The sequence below is a fragment of the Arsenicibacter rosenii genome (genome assembly GCF_001870735.1).
Classification (GTDB): Bacteria; Bacteroidota; Bacteroidia; order Cytophagales; family Spirosomataceae; genus Arsenicibacter; species Arsenicibacter rosenii.
Map to the genome: position 1 here is coordinate 142414 of NZ_MORL01000010.1, position 22530 is coordinate 164943.

Annotated in this window: 17 protein-coding genes; 8 read left to right on the forward strand and 9 right to left on the reverse strand. The window is 50.0% G+C overall.

Features of this window, described 5'->3' with window-relative positions; translation table 11 throughout:
* Positions 1-33 precede the first annotated feature (33 nt).
* Positions 34-909, reverse strand: a complete 876-nt coding sequence (locus BLX24_RS18630) for a carboxypeptidase-like regulatory domain-containing protein (protein WP_083422055.1) — start codon at positions 907-909, stop codon at positions 34-36.
* A gap of 346 nt (positions 910-1255) precedes the next feature.
* Here BLX24_RS18630 and BLX24_RS18635 point away from each other — a divergent pair, with 346 nt between their 5' ends.
* Together BLX24_RS18635 and BLX24_RS18640 are read left to right on the forward strand one after the other, a co-directional pair.
* A complete protein-coding gene (locus BLX24_RS18635) occupies positions 1256-1954 on the forward strand; it encodes a DUF3291 domain-containing protein (RefSeq protein WP_071504694.1) in 699 nt (232 codons plus the stop codon).
* Positions 1955-2142: 188 nt separating this feature from the next.
* Positions 2143-4257 (forward strand): peptidylprolyl isomerase, encoded by a 2115-nt coding sequence (locus tag BLX24_RS18640; RefSeq protein WP_071504695.1) that lies wholly within the window; start codon positions 2143-2145, stop codon positions 4255-4257.
* Between the two features lie 159 nt (positions 4258-4416).
* Here the strand turns inward: BLX24_RS18640 and rdgB are convergent, their stop codons facing one another.
* The 4 genes from rdgB to BLX24_RS18660 form a co-directional block, all read right to left on the reverse strand.
* On the reverse strand, positions 4417-4995 hold the full coding sequence (rdgB, locus tag BLX24_RS18645; RefSeq protein WP_071504696.1) for an RdgB/HAM1 family non-canonical purine NTP pyrophosphatase: 579 nt from the start codon (positions 4993-4995) through the stop codon (positions 4417-4419).
* A 63-nt stretch (positions 4996-5058) separates the two neighbouring features.
* Positions 5059-5991, reverse strand: a complete 933-nt coding sequence (locus tag BLX24_RS18650; protein ID WP_071504697.1) for an FKBP-type peptidyl-prolyl cis-trans isomerase — start codon at positions 5989-5991, stop codon at positions 5059-5061.
* Between the two features lie 112 nt (positions 5992-6103).
* Entirely contained in the window at positions 6104-7024 is a 921-nt protein-coding gene (locus BLX24_RS18655; RefSeq protein ID WP_071504698.1) for an FKBP-type peptidyl-prolyl cis-trans isomerase, read from the reverse strand.
* Positions 7025-7052: 28 nt separating this feature from the next.
* Entirely contained in the window at positions 7053-8069 is a 1017-nt protein-coding gene (locus BLX24_RS18660) for a DHH family phosphoesterase (RefSeq protein WP_071504721.1), read from the reverse strand.
* A gap of 137 nt (positions 8070-8206) precedes the next feature.
* Here BLX24_RS18660 and BLX24_RS18665 point away from each other — a divergent pair, with 137 nt between their 5' ends.
* Positions 8207-8626 (forward strand): nucleoside-diphosphate kinase, encoded by a 420-nt coding sequence (locus BLX24_RS18665; protein ID WP_071504699.1) that lies wholly within the window; start codon positions 8207-8209, stop codon positions 8624-8626.
* 80 nt (positions 8627-8706) lie between these two features.
* On the opposite strand, the gene BLX24_RS18670 is transcribed toward BLX24_RS18665, so the two are convergent.
* Positions 8707-9207, reverse strand: coding sequence for a rhodanese-like domain-containing protein (locus BLX24_RS18670; protein WP_071504700.1), 501 nt, complete (start codon positions 9205-9207; stop codon positions 8707-8709).
* Positions 9208-9752: 545 nt separating this feature from the next.
* On the opposite strand from BLX24_RS18670, the gene BLX24_RS18675 reads away from it, so the two are divergent.
* Complete coding sequence (locus BLX24_RS18675) at positions 9753-12611, forward strand: serine hydrolase domain-containing protein (RefSeq protein ID WP_229201843.1); 2859 nt, start codon at positions 9753-9755, stop codon at positions 12609-12611.
* Between the two features lie 2 nt (positions 12612-12613).
* Here the strand turns inward: BLX24_RS18675 and BLX24_RS18680 are convergent, their stop codons facing one another.
* Complete coding sequence (locus BLX24_RS18680; protein WP_229201842.1) at positions 12614-16411, reverse strand: hydantoinase B/oxoprolinase family protein; 3798 nt, start codon at positions 16409-16411, stop codon at positions 12614-12616.
* Between the two features lie 158 nt (positions 16412-16569).
* Here BLX24_RS18680 and BLX24_RS18685 point away from each other — a divergent pair, with 158 nt between their 5' ends.
* The gene (locus BLX24_RS18685) at positions 16570-16761 is read left to right on the forward strand and encodes a hypothetical protein (protein ID WP_071504702.1); all 192 of its coding nucleotides are present in this window, start codon (positions 16570-16572) and stop codon (positions 16759-16761) included.
* A gap of 49 nt (positions 16762-16810) precedes the next feature.
* On the opposite strand, the gene BLX24_RS18690 is transcribed toward BLX24_RS18685, so the two are convergent.
* Positions 16811-17356: an RNA polymerase sigma factor gene (locus BLX24_RS18690; protein WP_071504703.1), complete on the reverse strand. Its 546-nt coding sequence runs from the start codon at positions 17354-17356 to the stop codon at positions 16811-16813.
* A 437-nt stretch (positions 17357-17793) separates the two neighbouring features.
* Here BLX24_RS18690 and moeB point away from each other — a divergent pair, with 437 nt between their 5' ends.
* Entirely contained in the window at positions 17794-18933 is a 1140-nt protein-coding gene (moeB, locus tag BLX24_RS18695; RefSeq protein ID WP_071504704.1) for a molybdopterin-synthase adenylyltransferase MoeB, read from the forward strand.
* A 61-nt stretch (positions 18934-18994) separates the two neighbouring features.
* Here moeB and BLX24_RS18700 read toward each other — a convergent pair whose 3' ends face one another.
* Complete coding sequence (locus BLX24_RS18700; protein WP_071504705.1) at positions 18995-19678, reverse strand: M15 family metallopeptidase; 684 nt, start codon at positions 19676-19678, stop codon at positions 18995-18997.
* A gap of 87 nt (positions 19679-19765) precedes the next feature.
* Here BLX24_RS18700 and BLX24_RS18705 point away from each other — a divergent pair, with 87 nt between their 5' ends.
* A complete protein-coding gene (locus BLX24_RS18705) occupies positions 19766-21001 on the forward strand; it encodes a spore maturation protein (protein ID WP_071504706.1) in 1236 nt (411 codons plus the stop codon).
* 171 nt (positions 21002-21172) lie between these two features.
* The coding region (locus BLX24_RS18710) for a DUF6923 family protein (protein ID WP_218160704.1) at positions 21173-22530 on the forward strand (1358 nt) is incomplete at its 3' end.

Here is a 22530-nt window from a genome sequence, read left to right on the forward strand (position 1 = left end):
TTCGGGATGTATCACGATGCATGTAATTTCCTTCTAAAACGAAATTTTTGCCCTGAACATTGGAGAGGCGAAACCTGCGGTCATTTTTTTCCACGGACCGTTATTTATACGCACTCTGCCATAGAGTTCTTCAAATTCGCCCGATAAACCTATTTGTTGGCCATAATACGTATCTGTTGCTTTACTGTTGTAATGTTTGATGGTATAAAAATATTTTTTGTCATTCAGATTTAACCATTCCATGGAGATAAAAACTCCGTTTTCTCCAAAAGGAATATTATACGAACTTATATCAACAGTGGTATATTTATTGGGGCGTTTGCCGGCAAGAATTACGTTTCCTGAAAGCAGTTCTTTGCCTGGCATATCGCCATTTACATCATATACATGCACCCGAAAAGGGGTTTTATGCTGTCCAAACCGGACTATATAAAATGCCACTTCATCAAGAAACCCCTCTAGTTTATCCTCATTAGGAATATACAGAGCAACTTCCCGTAATATTGATCCCCCCATTTGTCCGAAAATAAAACCTTTATGTTCTCCTTTTGCTCCTTTCCAGACAAAATCGGGTTTATTTTTCTTCTTTACCGTAACCTGCTGTAAAAGAATCGGTGCTTCATCTAACGTAATAACAGATAACGACATATCTTTTGTGTATCTTAATATCGCTGTTTTAAAACCAAGAGCCTGCACATACAGACTATCATTTTCCAGTATGTTTGCAGCGATAGTAAAATTCCCGTCACTATCTGAGTGAAAGCCTATATTTCTGTTTTTGATAAAAATAGTGGCATAAGGGACTGGCTCTTTTGTAGATGACGCTATTATCTTGCCTGACGTTTGGCAATAAGCATGAGTTGATTCTAAAAAGAGAATAATAAGAAAATATATAATTTTATAACTCATGCTATTAATTAAATTAATGCAGAAAACGTGGCTTATAATATGATGTAAATAAGCTGCTTAATAAAGTCTTATAATAGTAAATTTCCTTATAGGTAAAATCCTGAATCGTCAACGCTAAAATCTTTCCACTCCTGAGCTGTAAGTTCATCTAAACCTGAACGTAGTTTCTCTGTTGTTACTAAGTTATTGGGGGGGGGGAAAGTTGTTCAATCATAGCTAGTTGTGGCTTTTAGCGTATAATACGGCTCAGAGGAGGAATGTAACAAATAATACGTAGGTATTTTCATTTGTTGGCGTAGTGGTGCCTGTCTGCAAACAAGGTTACCCGTCCCTGTGTTATAGCGCCATGTCCATCGTTACAGTAACCGTATTACAATACCCGAAAGGAGCCCGTTTCCGGGCGTTCGGCAATATGGGGCGTTTTCTGATGAAGCCCTTTACCGCTACAGGCTTGCGGTTTCAGAAGCTGCTCGGGAGCGGCCGCGACTTCGGCGTTGTGCCTGATTTTTCTCAATATGTGTTTCTGGGTGTCTGGGAGTCACTAGAGCAGGCGCGGGCGTTCTGGCAATCAACAGAGGCTGGCCGGCTGCTCTACGGTACATCGGCTACCGGTACCCTATACCTCCGGCCCTTCCGGTCGCACGGAAATTGGGACGGGCAGAACCCGTTCATGACTAACCCGCTGCCCGACGATCATCAGCATGGCCCCGTTGCCGTGCTGACCCGCGCCACCATCCGCTGGCGGGCACTGCCGGATTTCTGGCGGCATGTGCCACAAGCCCGTCAGATGCTGCAGCACCACCAGGACCAGCTGCTTTTTGCGCTGGGGGTAGGCGAGAAACCACTGGTACAGCAATGCACGATCAGTGTCTGGCGCGATGGGGCAGCCATCAACCAATATGCGTACCGGCAAAGCGGGCATAAGGAAGTCGTACAGCGTACCCGTCAGCGACGCTGGTATAGTGAAGAATTGTTTGCCCGGTTTGCGGTTATTAGCGTTGAAGGACCGGTTTTTCATCAAATCGGCATGGAACTTGCTCAGTAGCGTAGTGTAGGGGGCGGAGAGCATAGGGCGCAGAACACAGAGCCCTATGCTCTCCGCTCCGCGCACTGGCTCTCCGCCCTGCGCCCTTAGCCCCCTGCACATCAGTACTTTGCGAAACCTTTTGTTTCTATTTGTAAACCAGCAAGGAAAATTGTTATTTTGCGGTTCTAAATGTTGTTCAAACCGAGATGTCGTTAATTAACAAAATCAGAGAACGATCTGGTATCGCTGTCGCGATTGTGGCCATTAGCTTGATTCTTTTCATCGTAGGGAGTGACCTGATGATGGGGCAAAACTCGCTATTTGGCGGAAATAGTCAGAAAGTAGGAGAAATCAGCGGACAGTCGATTGATTATCAGGACTTCAATTTAAAAGTAGATCAGCTGCGCTCAGAATACGAGCAGCAAACCGGCCGCGCACCTGCCGAACAGGATATGATTCAGATTCGTGAGCAGGCCTGGAATCAGTTAATCTTTGACATTGCTTATCAGGAAGAATTCGACAAGCTCGGTCTGAAAGTGTCACCGGATGAACTGGTAGATATGGTGCAGGGTAAAAATATCAGCCCTGCTGTTCGTCAGGCGTTTACCAACCCGCAAACCGGTGTTTTTGACAAAAATCAGATCATCAGCTACCTGAAAGGCATGCGTAACCTGCCGCCTCAGCAGCAGGCAGCATGGGCGAGCTTTGAGAAAAACCTGAGCTCTGACCGCCTGCGTGAAAAGTACGAAAACCTGATGCGTTTGTCCGTATTTGCCACATCGGCTGAAGCAAAAAAAGAATATGACGCACAAAACAGCAAGGCAGATGTTAAGTTCCTGTTTGTGCCTTATTATACCATCAACGATACAACGGTAAAAGTTACCGACTCACAGCTGAAGGATTATCTGGATAAGCACAAAGATGAATATCCGGGTGCAGACAGCCGTTCAATGCAATATGTGACGTTCTCGGTTGTACCGTCAAAAGAAGACAGCGCCAGCCTGTATGACGAAATCAAATCGCTGGCCCGTGGCTTAGGTGCGGCCAAGAATGATTCATCATTTGCGATCGTAAACTCTGATGTCCGTCTGCCGTTGTACATGACAACCGGTGAAATTCCGGAGCAGATCCGCACGTCACTGGGTACATTCGCCCCAGGTGGTGTTTACGGTCCTTTCCGTGAAGCCAGCACATATTTTATTGTAAAATACGGCGGAACGAAAAAAGATACGAGCTATACTTTACGGGCCAGCCATATCCTGATCCGTCCGACGGCACAGACTGACTCGGCAAAAGCACAGGCCCGTCGTCGTGCCGAAGACATTCTGAAGCAAATTCAGGGTGGCGCCAGCTTCGAAGCACTGGCTCAGGCCAACAGCGCCGACGGTTCCGCACAGCAAGGCGGTGACCTGGGGTACTTCAAAGACAATGGTCAGATGGTTAAACCATTTGAGCAGGCCGTATTCGCGCACAGCGGTACAGGCTTGTTGCCTAAAGTGGTAGAAACGGATTTCGGTTTCCACATCATTAAGGTAACTGAAGCTAAGACAAACACGCTCTACCGCTTAGCAACGGTTGGTAAGACAATTACGCCAAGCCAGGTTACCCGTGACGAAGTGTTGCGTAAAGCCGATCAGTTTGCTTCTGAAGCCCGTACGAAAGACGAGTTCATGGCGAAAGTGAAAGAGGATAAATCACTGGTTGTGGCTACCGCTGACCGGATTCCGGAAAGTGCTAATACCGTGAATGCATTGACTGATGCCCGTCAGCTGGTTCGTTGGGCATTCGACGATAAAACCGACCTGAATGCTGTATCTGAACCATTCGATCTGGGCGAGCAATATGTCGTTGCTGTTCTGACGGGTAAGAGCGATAAAAAAAATGTATCGGTTGACGATTATCGCCAGGAACTGACAGCAAAAGTTCGTAACGAACTGAAAGCAGAGCAGATCATTTCGAAATTAGGGTCGGCCAGCGGTACTTTGGAAGCCATTGCTCAGAAATACGGTTCAGGTGCATTGGTTGAAGATGTAACAGACGTTAACCTGGCAACGGGCTTCCTGCGCAGCGCCGGTGTAGACCCGGTTGCATTGGGTAAGGCATTTGGCCAGAAAGCCGGTAAGCGTTCTAAGCCATTCGCTGGTGAAGCTGGTGTGCTGGTGCTGGAAACAACACGCGTAACACCTGCTCCGGCCGTTGCTGATTACACGGTTTACAAAAACATGTTGCAGCAGAACGTATCATCACGGACTGGTTTCTACATCAACGAAGCCATTAAGGAGTCTGCTAAAATTGAAGATCGCCGCGCTAAATTCTTTTAATCAGCGCCAGACATAAACAAAAGAATAAGGCCCCGCTTCAACGTGAAGCGGGGCCTTATTCTTTACAGGTAATCTACCGTAGCAGACAGTACGGCAATGACGCACATGTCTACGCTACATGGCGCAGAGCAAAAGTCACTGTAGTTGAACGGTGAAAATTCAGTGGATCTGTTGATTAAGGTAAGCCGTCAGACCGGCCAGGGCTCTGGCACGATGGCTGATTTTATTTTTCTCCTCCAGCGACATTTCTGCAAAGGTGCGGTCGTAACCCTCAGGAACAAATACCGGATCATAACCAAAACCGCCGCTTCCGCGCGGGGCTGCCTGAATAGTACCCTCTACAATACCCTCAAACTGATGCTCTACACCGTGCAGAATCAGCGTAAATACCGTACGGAAACGGGCGCGGCGGTTGGTAACCCCAGTGAGGTTCCGGAGTAGTTTTTCAATGTTTTTGCCGTGGTCCCGTGTGCCGGAATAAAAGGCTGAATCAACGCCCGGCTCGCCATTCAACGCATCTACTTCCAGCCCTGAATCATCGGCGAAGCAGGAGACGCCAAAATGCTTGTATACATACCCGGCTTTCTGCCGCGAGTTGCCCGGAATGGTACCGGTTGTTTCAGGAAGCTCTTCGTTACAGCCGATGTCTTTTAATGTCTGAAGGGTGAACGCATCACCTAAACCGTGCGCTACTTCTTCGAGCTTGTGCGCGTTGTTAGTGGCAAAACAGAGTGTCATAGTGGAAATAAAAAAAGCCGTTCGTAAAGCTACGAACGGCCAGGGAGATTCCCCGTTTTAAATTTATTTTGAGCTCAGTACCCTGATTTCAAAAACAAGCGGAGCATAGGGAGGAATGGCGGTTGAACCTGAGCCGCTTCCGGCAATACCATACCCAACGGTCGATGGCAGAATAAGAATAAATGTTTCTCCTTTCCGGACGAGTGGCAGCGCAATGTCCCACGCTTTAATAACGGAGCCTTCACCGATTTTAAATGAAAAGGCGTTTGTGGAGTCCTGGCGGCTATCAAACTGTGTACCGTTCAGCAGTTTTCCTTTATACAATACCGATGCTGTCTGGCCGGTTTGTGCATAGGCTGAATCCGGCTTCGGCGAGGTTACGGCAATGCGTACCCCTTCGTCGGTTTTTTTGGTGATCGTCAGCTTATTGGCGGCGATATAATCTTCAATCTGCTGATCTTCAGTGCGGATGTTTACAACGCGTACGTCGTAACGGATCGGTGCATATTGAGGCAGTAACAGGGTTCCTACGCGGCCGTTGTCCAGATAAGAAGGAACCAGTAAAGTGGCTGCCTCGCCTTTTCGCAGCCCTTTTCCCCTAACCGTACCGGAATTGATGATACCATCATACAGACCGGCCGTAATCCCGCTATACACGCCGGCAATAAATTTATTGGGGACGTTTGCCGCAATTTCGGTACTGTCGACGATTGTACCGTCAAGGCGGCGGGCAATAAAATGGTACTGGATCTCATCCCCTGTATTAGCCGTTTGAGCGGTCGGAACAGCGGTCGTTACCATGTAATAAGTACCTACCTCCGTTTGCTGGATTTTATCCCGCAGGCCGTTTTTGTCGATATACTGGTTAATTTCAGTATCGTTCTGCCGTTTGTAGCGTTCGGTCAGCGCCTCACCTGCCTGCTCACAGCCCCAGAGGCCGACAGCAATTCCCGCCAGCAGTAGCAGCTTCGTATTTATGTTTACTCGTAAAGGCATGTTTGCTTAAAGTTGGTAAGCATAACGGGCGAACAAGGCGGCAAAGAGCCGGTTATTCGCCCGTTTTATATAAACGAAATTGCGCGCAAATTGGTGCTTGAACGCCTGAGAATTAACGACCCTGCGGCGCTCCCTGCGGTGCACCTGCCGGCGCCTGACCGGCTGCCGGCGCTTTCTGTACATTCACCAGTTCTACATCAAATACCAGAACCGAGTTGCCCGGAATAGCCGGAGGTGAACCTTGTGGGCCGTAACCCATTGTTGACGGAATAACCAGTGTCGCTTTGGTGCCTTTTTTCAGCTTCAGGATAGCTTCATCCCAACCCGGAATCACCATACCAACACCAATTTGCAGCTGAATTGGCTGACCGGTTTTCTGCGATGAGTCGAATACTTTGCCGTCCAGCAATTTGCCGGTGTAATGGATAGTAACGGCATCACCCCGTTGTGGCTGCGGACCGGTACCGTCCTGAGAAACGATATAATACACACCGTTTTCCGTTTTCTGTGCCTTGCCGGTCAGGTTATTTTTTGCCAGGTAAGCAACGATTGCCTTATCGTCGATGCCTTTTTGTTTGCCCATCGCTTCGGCCTCCGACTTACGGTATTCTTCTTCGCTCTGAACGTTCAGAATTTTGACGTTGAACGCGATATCAGAGCCTTTCGTTACGCCCGGAGGCATTGGCTGCATAGCACGGCCAAACAGCGAATCCGCACTAACGAAGAAAGTTGCGCTGTCGCCTTTAGCGAGCATCGCCAGACCTTCTTCAAAACTGCCTTTAAAGGGAGGTACCTGCAACATCAGTTTCAGCGGAGTCCCTTCTTTGTGCGTATCACGCAACACAGAGTCTTTGCTGTTTTTCAGCGTCAGATGGATTGTCATGACATCGCCAACTTTGGCTTTGCGGGCATCAGAGTTCTGGTCGTGTAACTGGTATTTCAACCCTGTATCACTTACCTGAACGCGGTCTTTTCCGCAGGATGCCAACACGGCCATCAACAAAGCGGCTTTTCCGAGGTCTTTTAAAAACATGAATTGGGAATTGGTTTATTGTAATCGTTTAATGCGTTTCAAGTAATTGCTCCTGATACATCGGCAGTACTGACAGCAGCCAGTCTTCGGTCTCTGCTAATGACAGGCGGGAGCGTCCTCCGGCGGCGTTCCGGTGTCCGCCGCCGTTAAAATGACGGCTGGCCAGGTCGCGGACCGAAAAATCGCCGATCGACCGGAAAGACAGCCGGATTTCGTCGCCGCGGTCGATCAGAATAGCGGCGCCAACCACACCGTCAACCGAAAGAGCATAATTGACCAGCCCTTCGGTGTCGCCTGTTTTTGAACGGAAACGTTTCAGCTCACTATCCGATAAGGTAATGTAGGCGAATTTATATTCCGGCAGCACGCGCAGTTTTTCGTTCAGGACATACCCCAGCATCCGTAGCTTCTCGAGTGACACATTGTCGTAGATTTGCCGGTGGATGTTACTGACGTTGATTTTCCGGTCGACCAGAAAAGCGGCCATGCGGTGTACATCGCCGGTGGTCGACGGATGCCGGAACGAGCCTGTATCGGTCATCAGACCGGCATAAAGGCACTCGGCAATCGACATGTCGATCAGATCGAGATCCCCTAGCTTATCAATGAGATAGAAGATGAGCTGGGCGGTAGCCGCTGCCGTCGGATCCCAATACCCGAGGTCTGTAAATGATTCCGGTTCCAGGTGGTGGTCGACCAGAATTTTTTTGGCCCGCGACTGGCGGACCATCTGACCCAGTTCGCGGATGCGTTCAATGCTGGAAAAGTCGAGACAAAATATGATATCGACTTCGTCCATCAACTGACTGATGGCAACACGGGCTTTTTCTTCAAAGGCAATGACTTCATCATTGCCCGGAAGCCAGTGCAAATTCTGCGAATAATCGGTTGGTGTGACCACTGTCACACGATGACCCCGTTTCTTTAAGTAACCCGCCAAACCCAGCGACGAACCCATGGCGTCGGCATCGGGGTTTTGGTGAGTGGTAATCAGGATGGATTGCGGCTGTTTAAGCAGGTCGCCAATCGCTTCAATATCTTGCATACACAGACGGCCTTGGCCGAAAATCAATCGCCAAAAATACGAAGTTTTCTCGTCTCAACAGCATCTTGCCGGGAGTTTAGGAAATTGTAGCCGAAAAGTCCCTACCTTTGCACCCAAATAAAATTTGGCATTCATCCATGGCAACAAACCGTACATTTACGATGATCAAGCCGGACGCCGTTGCTGACGGTCATACCGGTGCAATCATCAAAATGATTGAAGAAGCAGGTTTTCGGATCATCGCGCTGAAAAAGACGCAGTTAACCAGCGAACAAGCCGGAAAATTCTATGCTGTTCACAGCGAACGTCCGTTCTATAGCTCACTTTGTGCATACATGTCATCGGGTCCGATTGTTCCGATGATTCTGGAAAAAGAAAACGCTGTAGCTGACTTCCGTACCTTGATTGGCGCTACCAATCCGGCACAGGCTGCTGAAGGAACAGTCCGGAAACTGTTTGCAAAATCAATTGAGGCAAACGCCATCCATGGCTCAGATTCAGACGAAAACGCGGCGATTGAAGGGTCATTCTTCTTTGCCGGCGTAGAGCAGTATTAAGTAAGATCGAGAGGATAAGGGGGAGGGGTATAGGGTTTATACTTTCCCTCTTATCCTTAGTTTTTTCCCGGAGACTCGTTTCAGTCATATACCTTTTCCCCTTTCCTGAGCCAGATCCCCCAGGCCCGGGAGTAGGCATGGACGCGGCGCGTTGGCTTCCCATGCTGATCCACGACCGTATTGCCCTGGTTTACCCATTCAAAAATGCTTCCGTAGAGGTTATAGACGTGTTTATAACCGGCAGCCAGTAGTTTATCTCCCACCTTTTCACTGCGATACCCAACCGAACAGTAGGTAACGATAACGGCCGTTTTAGGAATGTCTTTCACGCGGCTGATGTCAAAATCATCATAACCCACCCAGCGGGCATCGGGCAGGTGGCTTACAGCATACTCTCTCGATTCACGGGTATCGAGCAGCACCGGATCCGGCATTTTTTTCAGTTCCTCACACGAAACCAGCGGTACGGTTTTACTGTACAATGTTTCGAGTAAGGCTTTGTATGCCTTGCTCGTAACCTGTGCTTTTACTGTTAGCGTGCAGATGCATAGAAGACAGGGCAGCAATTGCCGGATTTTCATAGTCAAAATAGTTACTCGCTACTATACCAACATGCGTTGAAACAGCAAACTCTGTATGCTACAAAGGATTTCGGGAGCTCCCGGCCAATAAGTGCATAGGATAAAATAGCATCAGGTATGATAAACTGTTATTTTACTGACAAGTTACTATAAATCAGCATACAATATAAACCGGCAAATATAACTGTTTTATGAAAAAAGCGTTAAAATGTTGAATAATTACTCTAAAATTTAGGGTAACATACTAAGTTTATATATTTTTAGAATTCGTTTAATTTGAGTTCGCGTCCGTTTTCATTGTTTTACCGTACCAAGTACCCATGAGGAAAAGACTGGTCCTACTGATGTCTGCATGCTTTTTGTTGATAATCAGCTTGTTGACAGCCTTTGGTCTGCATATGACGACCAATCGCCTATGGACAGACATACTCATACCCAAAAAAGCCCGTAAAGTTGCTGCCCGACATCTGGTTGTAAAGCGTGCCCCGCTGCCTCTTGCACCTGTAACAGCGCCGGTACGGATCGGGCAGCCGGTCGAGGTGTTAATGATCGACGATAGCGGCCGGCATTGGGTTGATAGTGTCTTCCAGACCATGACGCCTCAGCAGAAGGTAGGTCAGTTTTTTATGGTCGCTGCGTTTTCTAACCGCAGCGAAAACCACCGGTTATACATTGAACACCTAATCCAAACGTATAATATCGGCGGTTTGATCTTCTTCCAGGGCGGACCCTACCGTCAGGCAATCATGACCAACCGGTGCCAGAGCCTGTCAAAAATTCCGCTGCTGATCGGGATAGATGGGGAGTGGGGACTGGGGATGCGGCTTGACAGTGCGATGGATTTCCCGAAGCAGATGGCATTGGGCGCCATCCGCGACAACGGCCTTGTTTACCGCATGGGGGAAGAGATCGGGCGTCAGTGCCACCGGTTAGGCATCCACATTAACTTTGCCCCGGTTTCGGATATCAACAGTAATCCGGCTAATCCCGTGATCGGTATCCGCTCCTTTGGCGAAACTAAGGAAAACGTAGCGATTAAGGCCTCTGCCTACATGAAAGGCCTGCAGAATAACCGCATCATTGCAACGGCCAAACACTTCCCCGGCCATGGCGATGCCAGCACCGACTCACATCATACCCTTCCGATAATCAGCCGCTCCTCGGAGCAACTCCGTGATATTGATCTCTATCCGTTCCGGAAACTCATCGCCGACAGCCTGATGGGGGTGGTGACGGGACATTTGCACGTGCCCGTTGTTGATAACCGGCCGGCGCTGGCGGCAACCCTGTCTGAAAAAGTGGTGACTGAACTGCTTAAAAAAGAACTTGGCTTCCGTGGGCTGGTGTTTACCGATGCCCTGAACATGGGCGGCGTAAGTCGTGCAGGTCGTGCGGTTGATGTAAACCTTCGGGCGCTGATTGCGGGTAACGACATTCTGCTGTATCCCGAAAATGTGAAAGATGCTGTGCATACCATTCTGAATGCGGTGCAGCAAGGAGTCATCTCGCAGGAATTTATTGATGAGAAAGTAAAGAAGATTCTCCGGGCTAAGTATTGGGCCGGTCTGAACCAATATAAACCGATTGCCCTGGCTAACCTGAACCGGGATCTGAACTCGCCGGAAGCCATGCAACTAAAACAGGAGCTGTGTAACCAGGCGCTGACGGTAGTCGAAAATCAGGGGGCGATTCTGCCGTTGACAAAGCTGGATACACTAAAGCTGGCTTCGGTGGCGATTGGCATTGATCCGCAGAATGCGTTTCAGAAATCATTGAACCAGTATGCACCTTTCCGCAATTTAACCTATCCGGAAAAGCCGGTGACTGAAGCTGAAGCTAACAACATTGTGGCGCAGGTCGGTGATGCTAATATGGTGGTGATGAGTTTTCACCGCATGAGCGAATCCGCTTTCCGCAAATATGGTATCAGTCAAGGGTCGTTAATGGTGCTCAATAAACTGCGGCAAAGAGGGGTTCGGGTGGTGGTAGCCGCATTCGGATCGCCGTATAGTATGAGTCAGTTTGCGGGCGCCAACGCCATTGTGTGCGGGTATCAGGATTTTGATGAAATGCACCGGGCGGCTGCCGAAGTGATCTTTGGCGGACTGGCGGCAAAAGGTGTGCTGCCGATCTCAATCGGTGACTGGCGGAAAGCCGGCGATGGCCTGAAAGTGGCCCCGAACGGTCGCCTCGGTTATGGTACACCGGAAAGCGTTGAGATGAATTCTGCCAAGCTGCAACTGATCGACAAAATGGTGCAGCAGGCGATTAAAGACAAGGTCGTGCCGGGCTGCCAGGTGCTGGTTGCCCGTAAGGGAACAATTGTCTATAATAAAAACTTTGGTACACTGGCTTACAACAATCCCGAAAAGGTTACGTCAGAAACGATTTATGATCTGGCCTCGGTAACCAAAGTGCTGAGTACCCTTCAGGCCGTGATGTATCTGTATGACCAGAAGGCCATTGACCTGACCCAGAAGGCGTCGTTCTACCTGCCGGAACTGCGGGGGACTAACAAACAGAATATTACCGTTCAGGATATTCTCTGGCATCAGTCGGGGTTAATTTCTTCGTATTCAACCATCTGGGACCGTACCCGTACGCCGGGCGGTGTGCTGAAACCGGAATATTACAGCAAAACGCCGGACAGCGAATATACCTTACAGATTGCGGCAAACCTCTGGGCAAAACCCGCGCTGAAAGATTCGGTCTGGAAATGGGTTATTCAGTCGCCGATGTCAAAAAAGGTTGAGGATGGAAAACCAGCGTATGTGTACAGCGATCTTGGTTTTCTGACCTTACAGAAAATTGTTGAACGGGTTAGCGGGCAGTCACTGGATAAGTTCATGGACGAGCGGTTTTACAAGCCGATGGGGCTCTCGGTGATTGGGTTTACCCCGCTACAGCGCCTGGTATATCCGCGTTGTGCGCCGACCGAACTCGATACTTATTTCCGTCATACCCTGCTGACCGGTACCGTGCATGATCAGATGGCTGCTGTACAGGGCGGCGTTTCGGGCCATGCCGGGTTGTTTGGTAATGCGCAGGACGTGGCGGCCATGCTGCAAATGAATCTGCAAAAGGGCATGTATGGCGGACAGCGTTTTCTGCAGGAACAGACCCTCCCGTATTTTTCGCAAACCATCAGCAACCGCAGTTACCGGGCCCTTGGCTGGGATAAGCCTAATCCGGACGGCAACAGCGTATACCTGTCTCCGCAGGCATCCATTCGGTCATTCGGTCATACCGGCTTTACGGGCAATGTCGTCTGGATTGACCCGGATCAGGAACTGGTTTTTGTTTTCCTCTCTAACCGGATCAACCCGACGGCTGCCAATACATCCATCAACACCACGAAACTGCGCCGTCGGATTAACGACGTAATCTACGAGGCGCTGAAATAAACTTAAACGTTCCCAGCGCCGCCACCGCCCGGGGTTTCGATCCGGATACGCTGGCCTGCCCGTACCGGACGGCTGAAAATGCCTGGTAGTGCTTCCTCTTCCCCCTTTTCGTTGATAAGCATTTGTTGACCGGGTTTGCCGGCCTGCCCGCCATTAAGGCCATAAGGCGCAACCACGCGGTGCTGGCTTACCAGGGTTACCTGAACCGGTTCCAGAAATTCTACTTCACGGATAATCCCGTCTCCGCCTTGCCACTGTCCGTTGCCGCCCGAGCCTTGCCGGATGCTGAACTGATGCAGCCGGACCGGATAGCGTCGTTCAAACTCTTCCGGATCTGTCAGACGGGTATTCGTCATATGCTGGTGCACGGCCGGCCGGCCGTCAGCGCCTTCCGTAGCTCCGGCACCACCGCCAATCGTTTCATAATAGCCAAACGGCTGGAGGCCTTCCGCCGCCGACCGGCCAAACAGAAAGTTGTTCATGGTTCCCTGACTACAGGCCGAAAGGCCCAGCGCTTTCAGTAAGGTATCGACGAGCCGCTGACTAACCTCGGTATTGCCACCCACTACGGCCGGACATTGTGCCGGGTCATCCGCAAAATCAGGATTGAGAAATGAGGCAGGCACTTCGAGGCGAACCGGTACCATCAATCCCTCGTTCAACGGAATATCTTCGTTACACCAAAGCCGCAAAACGTAAAGCACAGCACTGTGCAGAATAGACAGGTTGGCATTCAGGTTGTTGGGGTGTACGGCGGAGGTGCCCGAAAAATCAAACAATAACTCATTGCCGTTGACCTGTATCCGGACACAGATTTTATGGCCGTCATCAAGCAACTCTTCGGCGCTGAACACCTGGCCGCTCAATGGCTGCAATACCCGCTGAATCGCGCTTTGTGCGGTTAGAGCGAGCCGGTCCATGTAATGATGGACTGTGGTCAGGCCTTCCTGACGGGCGAGGGCCTGCAGGGCCAGTTCACCGGTACGAAGGGAGGCAATCGCCGCTTCGATATCTGCCCGGTTCTCGGCAAGCGAGCGGGTTGGATACGGGGCGTCGGTAAAGCGGCTTTTCAGCCCTTCTTCCCACAGGAAGACGCCGTCCCGGACGGCATACTGCGGAACCAGCACAACGCCTTCTTCGGCCAGACTGGTCGCATCCGGCGGCATGGAGCCAGGTACTTTACCCCCGATTTCGGCATGGTGCGCCCGGTTGATCACATAGCCGATAAGCTCGTCGTTATCAGAAAAAACGCCGCTTAGCAGTGTTACATCGGGTAAATGCGAACCGCCGTATTTTGGGTGGTTGGTAATAATGACGTCGCCGGGCTGTAGGGGGGGCAGTGAGGCAATTGAGAGTCGGGCGCACACCCCCAGACTGCCGAGATGCACCGGAATGTGGGGGGCATTGGCAACCAGCTGCCCGTATTGGTTAAGGACAGCGCAGGAAAAATCGAGGCGCTCCTTAACATTTACCGAAAAGGCTGTACGCTGTAACTGCGCTCCCATTTCCTCGGCAATGGCCATAAACCGGCGGGCAAATAACTCGGTCTGAACGATATCTGCGGTCTGTGCGCCTGTCTGCGCTGCCCGGGCGGACTGATAAACGGCTTCTGCATTGTTGTCCGGACCTATAACCACCCGCCAGTCTGTCTCAATAAAAGCGGAAGAGGTTTTATTGAGCAGTAACGCCGGTCCCGAAAAAGTATCGCCGGGGCCTAATTGAGTCCAGTCATAGACGGCATAATGGCCCGTGTGGAATGCTGGTTCAGTTTGTGTAAGGTCGCGTGGTGTTGAACTTTCTGTACGGGTTGCCGGATCCGTGCAGGCAAAAACACGCACACTTTCCAGCTCGATTGACCGGTTTTCGGGAAAGTGGCCGTAGCGGAGCGTATAGGCCTCACGGAAGAGGGAAGGCAGGTTTTGGGTTGCGGTGTACGGGATCTCCAACGTTGTTTCCTGACCGGAAAACCGAAGAAACAGCAAGACCGACCGGATGATTACAGGTGTCGCTTTACCAACATCTGCCTGCAGGGCGTCGATGGCCCCGGTACCTAACCGCTCAATTAACCCTGGAAGGGCATCTGTTACCTCCTGCAGCGGTTTAAGAACCACTTGCGTTGCTATCCGCTCAATTTGTGCCTGTCCGATGCCATAAGCACTTAGTAAACCGCCGTCGAACGGCAGAACAAGCCGGTCAATGTGGAGCAACCGGGCGACCGAGCAACCATGCAGTCCTCCGGCTCCGCCAAAAAACAGTAATGAGTAGTTAACCGGATCGAAGCCCCGCGCTACCGAAATTTTCCGGATTGCACCGGCCATCGCTTCGTCGGCGATGCGTTCGAAGCCTTTAAGCAAATCATTCTCTGTTAGTTCCTGACCGGTAAGTGTCTGAATCCGTTCCTGAATCGCTGTCAGGGCCGCTTGTGCTTTTTCGATAAAAACCGGAATCCCGAACCGGGCCGGATGTAGTTTGCCGAGCAGCAGATTCACATCGGTAATGGTTAGCGGCCCTCCGGCACCGTAACAGGCTGGGCCAGGATTAGCCCCTGCACTGTGTGGGCCCACGCGCAGTTGCCCGAACGCTTGTCCGGTATGCTCAAACCAGCAAATCGACCCGCCGCCTGCTGCCACGGTTTCTACGGCTAAAGAAGGTAGTTGCAGGTCGAACCCGCCGATCTGTGTGTGAAAACGGTAATCAGGCTGGTCGCCTTCGATACGGGCGACATCGGTGCTGGTGCCGCCCATATCCAGCGTAAGCACGCGGCGGTGCAGACCTGGCGGTATGTCTTTGAGCATGGCCGGAGTTTGCCGGGCAATAGCTGCGGAGCCGATAACACCACCCGCCGGACCGCTGAGCAGACTGTCTTTCGGCCGGAATAAGTCGGCACGGTACAGGGCACCGGCACTGGTCATAACCCGAACGGGGTAACCCTGTAACTGTAGCTGGATGTTGTTCAGATAGCTTCGTAATACCGGCGATAAATAAGCCTCTACCACTGCAGTTTGGGTACGTGACACATACTGGGGTATTGTCGATATACGGGTTGAAGTGACCACATATGGCATACCGGCGGCCTCCAGCGCTGCTGCTAACCGGCGCTCGTGGGTATCATTCCGGTAGGCGTTCAGTAACGAGATGGCAACGGCATCGACAGATAACGTTTTAATCCGGTCGATGAGCGATTCAATGTGTTCTGCTGTCAGAGGCCTGATAATGTCACCGGTAGCACTGAGGCGTTCATCTGCTTCAATAACGGTATCATATAATAGTTCGGCGGGAGGGATAGCGAGCTGAAACAGGTTCGGGCGTTGTTGGGTACCAATGCGTAGCAGATCGCGGAACCCTTTCGTAACTACCAGTGCCACACGGCCGCCTTTGCGTTCGAGCAGGGCATTGGTGCCTTTGGTTGTCCCCAGCCGCATTTCCAGTGCCGGAAAAGGCGCATGTAGGGGTGTTTGGGTTAACAGACGGGCCGCCAGAACAGGCGCTTCTTCACCGGTAAAGAGTTCAACGGTTTGTGGTGAGGATACTGCCGGTAACGCAGGCTCCGTGTGTAGCAGTCCGGTTTCGGTGAGTGAAACAATGGTTGCCGATGCGCCGGTTTCCGGAATCCTGATCTGATAACCGGTAAAAATCGGGGCATTGAGCCAGCTGGCAGTAATGTGGTTATGGTGTAAGATGCCTCGTAAGCGACTGCTGCTTAATACTTTTGTGCGTACAAGGTCACCGGATGGTTTTTGCGCGATACCATCGGTAAAGGTGCCGCCGGTATCAATCCAGACTTGCCAGATTGGAGTCATATTGTGATGGATTCGGGTGAAGGTAGTTCACCGGTACGGTAGAATATGATTGAACAAAGCAGAGCAATCTGTAACGGACCGGAAGCGCATTTTTATCTCTGAAGACTTTACTATTGCCAGCCTGAACAGTTCTCCACATAACAAACATACTTAACGATATGGACAGAACAGACAAAAGCAATCAGAAAGCAGGAAAAGAATTTGGCACAGGGAGCCAAACCGGAGGTGCAAAGTTGATTGAGGAAAAAACGGAAGATGTAAAGGTGTCGCCTTCCAGGGTCAACGATACATCAGATGGAATGAAAGAGAAGGATTTTCTCGGTAAGAGCAATCAGAAAGATGAAGAATAAACCAATACGTTCCTCCGGGCGATAGTCCGGAGGAACGTTACTATATATGTCAGGCCGCCTCCTGATAAGAGTACCGCAGCCGCTCTTTCGCTCGTTTGAGCCGCATCTTCACTGCACTTTCACTAAGCGCATACTGTGTTGCCAACAAGCGGATACTCTGGCCTTCCTGATATTTCTGAACGAGCAGTGTACGCTCCATTTCTTCCAGGCGATTGATAGCCCGTTGCAGGCGGTAATTAATAAAGTCAGTCAGGTCAGTGTCGCCGTTACCGATGTAGTCGGCCATCGGATATAAATCCTGAAAGGTTACAATTAATTTACGCTTTAGGCGAGAGTGGTCAAGACAATAATTAACTGTAATTGACATGAGCCAGGTCGAAAAGCGAGCTTCATGACGAAAGGTGTCAAGCTTTTCCAGCATCCGGATAAAGATATTATGGGTCAGGTCTTCAGCCTCACTGTAGTTGCCTGCAGCATAATACAGGCACTTTTTTAAAATTTTGTTGTGATAGCGCTTATAAAGGTTAGTAAAGTATTTGTTTTCGCGAGTAGTCATAAACAAATGAACTAACTCTTCATCGGTGAGTTTTTCCATAGCAAATTTTCAGTAGGTACAAGTCATCTCAAATGTAGGTATTTACTGATGGATTTCCAGTAAATTATTGCTTAAACAAATGAATGAGCATTTTTGTACTTGAAATCGTGAAAACAGGATTTAACTGCATTTTTGGTTACTTTAGATTAAGTTGCTTTTGGGCAGGTTAAGCGTTATTGATTGTACAGGATGAGGTTTCTGCACCTGGCCATTGGATCAACATACCAGAGAACAGGCATACTGCGAGTATGAAAAAAATATTGTTTTCATACTCGCAGGGAAGCGGGAAAATGTGTATTTTAACTAGCTTTTTCTCCAGCCTTCCGGCGGCCTCTGATAGGAGGAGCTTACAACAAAAAATACAAGAAAATGCAGGTATATACTAAGAACTGTAGCACCGGAAGTGTTGTTAGGTAGTGTAGTGTAATAAGAAGTATATGACAACGACCCTGCTTCCGATTGAACTTAAACGTTATCAAAAACACCTTAATCTGCCGGAAATCGGCCAGGAAGGTCAAATCAAACTGAAAAACAGCAAAGTACTGATTGTCGGAGCGGGAGGCTTGGGTTGCCCGGTGTTACTTTATCTGACGGCGGCCGGTGTCGGTAATATTGGTATCGTCGATCATGATGTGGTCGATATCAGTAATTTACAGCGGCAGGTTTTGTATACTACTAACGAAATCGGGAAACACAAAGCAAAATCGGCGGTTGCTCATTTGCAGAAACTGAACCCGGAACTGACGTTCGACGCCTATACGGTAGCGCTGGAATATAGCAATGCACGGGCCATCATCGAGGAGTATGATATTGTGGTCGATTGTACGGATAATTTCAAAGTACGTTATCTGATCAATGATATCTGCGTAAGCCTCGGCAAGCCGTTTGTATACGGGGCCATTCACCGGTTTGAAGGACAGATCGCGGTGTTTAACGCTGTGCTGGATCCGGAAAAAGGGCAGCGCGGACCTACGTATCGTTGCTTGTTTCCGGAGTTGCCCGGCGAGATTGAAATTCCGAATTGTTCAGATACCGGCGTGTTGGGCGTATTGCCCGGAGTAATCGGAACCTATCAGGCTAGTGAAGTGATCAAACTGATTACCGGCATCGGCGAGCCACTGAAGGAGCATCTGGTGATGCTGGATCTGCTCAACGTATCGACACAGAAAATCAAAGTGAAACGACGGGCGGATGCTGAAGAGCAGGCGCGGCAAGGGCTACAGCATCGTCAGCAGGTGGCCGTCAAAACCAATGAACCGTCGAAAATATCGGTTCAGGAACTGGCGAACCGCCTGATGAATAATGAAGAGGTCTTTCTGCTGGATGTGCGCGAACGACCGGAATATGAGCTTTGTCACATTGACGGAGCCGTACTGATTCCGGTCAGCATGATTCCGAATAACCTTAAGCGAATTCCGGCGGATCGGCCGGTCGTGGTTTATTGCCACCATGGCATCCGCTCGGCTAATGTGATCGACTATTTATTTGCCCAGACCGGCCGGACAAATCTCTACAATCTGACCGGCGGTATTCATGCCTGGGCAACCGAAATTGAGCCCGAAATGGCAACGTACTAGATGGTGGATGCTGGATACCAGTACTTAGTCATATCCAACATCCGGTAATCCTTGCCCGGTGCTACTCAATCAGTTTGTATGTTTGTTTCGCGCGGGCACGGGACAGGGCATTGAAGTGCCACCATTCGTACTCGATAGGTAGAAAACCGGCCCGCCGCATGACCTCACGGAGCAACTGCCGGTTGCTGATCTGCTGCCGGTTAAGTTTACCGGCGGCCAATAATCTTGCTTCGGCTTTCGGATAAGCCAGTTCGCCGAAATAATCGTATTTCGTACCCATATCAAGGGGTTTGCCATCGGCTGTGGCAATAGTCAGGTCGATGGCGCAGCCATAATTATGAATAGAGCCCTCACGTGGGTCGGCCACATAGGTCCGGCGCTGGCGTTCCGGATAGTGCGGTAACGCGTTCCACAGATTCCATTGTGCTTTACGGGGGCGGGCTGCATCATAAACCAGCAGGCGCAGATCAGGATGTTTTTCTTTCAGGAACCGGTTCGCCTGAACCAACTGACGGGCCACCTTTGGTTGCAGATAAGCGCGGGTTAAATCACCATATACATCCTTGCCGATAAAGTTATCGGTTGTCGAATACTTTAACTCTACCAGAATCGACGGATCCAGTGTCTGAACGTCAGTCAGGCCCTGGTTGATCATCGCTTTTTCAATGTCCTGAGCCTTTATCCTCGGACAGGAAAGGAGATGGATGAGCAATGTAACCAGAAAAAAAATGGATTTATGCGGCATTGAACGTTGAATTTTGCGGCTGAATGATGAATATTGGGGTTAAAACTAATTAACGAACTACAATCATCAGCCACAAGTCGTCAAAATATGGCACTAAATTACATTTGGGTCGCTTTCTTCCTTATTGCTTTTCTTGTGGCACTGGCCAAACTCATTTTTCTGGGCGATACCGAGATTTTTAAGGTTATTATCGAAGGGTTATTCGACTCGTCGAAAATCGCGGTGATGGATATCGCCTTACCGCTGGCCGGGGTGATGACCTTTTTTCTGGGCTTGCTGAACATTGCGGAGCGTATCGGAGCCATCAATGTCATTGCCCGTGTAATCGGACCGTTTTTTAATAAACTTTTTCCGGAAGTGCCTGAAGATCATCCGGCTAACGGCCAGATGATTATGAATTTTTCGGCAAACATGCTGGGCCTTGATAATGCGGCGACCCCTTTCGGGCTAAAAGCGATGCAGAGCTTACAGGAATTGAATCCGCAGAAAGATACGGCCAGCAATGCGCAGATTATGTTTCTGGTGCTGCATACGTCCGGGCTTACCATTATTCCCCTGTCGATTATGGCCCAGCGTGCTATTCTGGGGGCTCAGGACCCTTCCGATGTATTTATCCCATGCCTGATCGGAACGTATGTGACCACCGTAGTAAGTGTCATCATTGTTGCGTTTAAGCAAAAACTGAATTTGCTGAATGCAACGGTACTGGGCTGGCTGGGTGGTATAACGGCCTTTCTGGCGCTGGCCTTATGGTATTTATCAGGATTGCCTAAAGAAGCTATTGAGCAGGTGTCGAAAGTAGTTGGTAATGTGCTGCTCTTTTCGATTATTGTCAGCTTTCTGGCCGGGGCGGTTGTGAAGAAAATAGACATATTTGACACGTTCATTGAAGGGGCAAAGGCTGGTTTTGAGACCTCAGTGCGTATTATTCCGTACCTCGTTGGCATGCTGGTGGCCATCGGCGCTTTCCGCAATGCCGGCGCGATGGACTATCTGGTAGGGGGCCTGAAATACCTTTTTAGCCTGACCGGTGTGAATACAGATTTTACGGACGCGCTGCCGGTGGCTTTAATGAAACCTTTAAGCGGAAGCGGCGCACGGGCGTTGATGATCGACGCCATGAAGCAATTCGGACCGGATTCATTTATTGGGCGGCTCGTTTGTATTTTTCAGGGATCTGCTGACACTACTTTCTACATCGTTGCGCTCTATTTTGGATCAGTTGGTATCAAGAAAACCCGCTATGCGATTGTTGCAGGTTTAGTTGCTGATTTTGTGGGTGTTTTAGCGGGTATTGCGCTCGGCTATTTATTCTTTCATTAAGAAATAGGACAATACGGTTATATATATAAGCGGGTCGTTACTCTGCTATGATACAGGCGTCTGACAGACAAATTAAAATTTTGTCATGTTTGTGCCATGCAAAAACCGTTTACTTTACTGTTACTCTTTTGCTCAATTGGTCTATATGCGATCAATCCACCGGTAAAAAATGTGCGTAACCAACCGCGTAAGGCGGTCGATCCGCCCACTTTTTCATGCTCCATGCCGGCCTATCTGTTGCAGGGCAGTCCTACAGATGCCTATGCTGTTAACCTGTTGACCGGCGAAACCACATTAGTGAAGAATAACCTGATCGGAACAGGAATCGGGGGGCGGCAAATACAGGCAGTTGGCTACAATATCCTGGATAATTATTTATGGGGGTATCGGTCAGGAACCGACCAGTTGGTCCGGATAGGCGGTGACTGGTCGGTTCAGTTTTTTACCATTTCCGGTCTGGCCATTGGGTCCTACGATGTTGGTGATATTGACGCCAATGGAATTATGTATTTAAGTTCAGGTAGTTCGGTGATCAAACGGATTGATCTGAATCCTTCCTCGCCAACGTATCTACAAACGCTTTCCGACTTAACCACAACTGGTACGACCATTGCAGACTGGGCACTCAACGTAGTGGACGGCAATATTTACGCCATTAATCAAAGCTCGTTACTGTTGCGCTACAATACCACAACGGGTGTCCGCACAACGTTAGGTGTTGTTCAATGGTCAGTATCAACAGGAACCGGTTTTGGTGCGGCCTATTCAGACAGCGAAGGTAATTTGTATGTTCAGGATAATCAGGGCGGCAAAATTTTCAGGATTGACAAGCCACATCTCTTAGTGGCCAGTACAACGGCCCGGGTTTCCGGAAATCTATTCGCAAGTACCGGCATGACAACATCGTCGAACGACGGTACGCGTTGTATGAATGCCCCGCCTCCCTGCCAGGCTCCGGCTCGTCCGGATGGGTTTGTAACACAACCCGGCTGTGCCACTACAACGGGTACAATATCCTTGACCGCGCCGACAGGTACCGGGATAGCATATAGTTTGAATGGGGGGGATTATCAGACCGATACACAATTTATGGGATTAGTCCCGGGTAGCTACACTGTGACCGCCCGGAACGTACAGACCAACTGTGTTTCTGTAGTAAACAAATTTACGGTCACTGCCGCCCCGGCGGTGCCGTCCGCCCCGACGGTGGATGTCGTGCAGCCGACGTGCTCGTTGTCGACGGGCACGATGACGGTCATGGCCCCGGCCAGCGGCGTTGAGTACAGTTTTGACAACGGGGCCAGCTATCAATCAGGCAGTTCAAAAAGCGGGTTAGTCTCGGGCGTGTATTTGGTGAAGGTGCGCTCATTGGCCTCGGGCTGTGAGTCAGATCTGGTGAGTGTGACGGTGAATGGGGCACCGGCGGTGCCGTCCGCCCCGACGGTCAGTGTCGTGCAGCCGACGTGTTTCTTGTCGACGGGCGCGATTACGGTGACTGCTCCGGCCAGCGGCGTTGAGTACAGTTTTGA